The sequence below is a fragment of the Agrobacterium sp. 10T429 genome, assembly GCF_056393925.1.
Genome location: NZ_JBFTGV010000092.1, coordinates 1 through 377 on the forward strand (window position 1 = coordinate 1; position 377 = coordinate 377).

Consider the following 377-nt stretch of genomic DNA (forward strand, 5'->3'; position numbering starts at 1 on the left):
CCGCAGCGTCAGTTCGATGGCCCCGCCGGCATGGTCGCCGCTGCCGGGCCGCCGGCGTGTGAAGACCGTGTCGATGCGCAGCCAACCCGTGGGCACGCTCAACTGGACGTGCCAGACATCGGCGAACACCCGCTCGAAGATCAGCGCGCGGTCCGGCAGCGCGCCGGCCTGCGCGGCGTCGCGCGGTGGGTGGATCAGGATCAGCGGATCGTCGATCTCCACGCGGCGCCCCGCGCGTGACGGATCGAGCCTGGCGGCGTGCGCGCGCAGTGCGGTGAGATCGGCGGCGCGCAGGTCTTCCTCGCCTGCCACGAGCCAGGCCGCGAACAGCCGCCCCAGCCGTTCCGCGAACCGCTCGGCGTCGGCGCAGGCCAGGC

The 377-nt window shown here is 74.3% G+C and carries 1 protein-coding gene; it reads right to left on the reverse strand.

All coding sequences use genetic code 11. The features are described from left to right. A partial coding sequence (locus AC1DCP_RS26675; RefSeq protein WP_476774911.1) for a hypothetical protein occupies nucleotides 1–377 on the reverse strand: 377 nt, incomplete at both ends.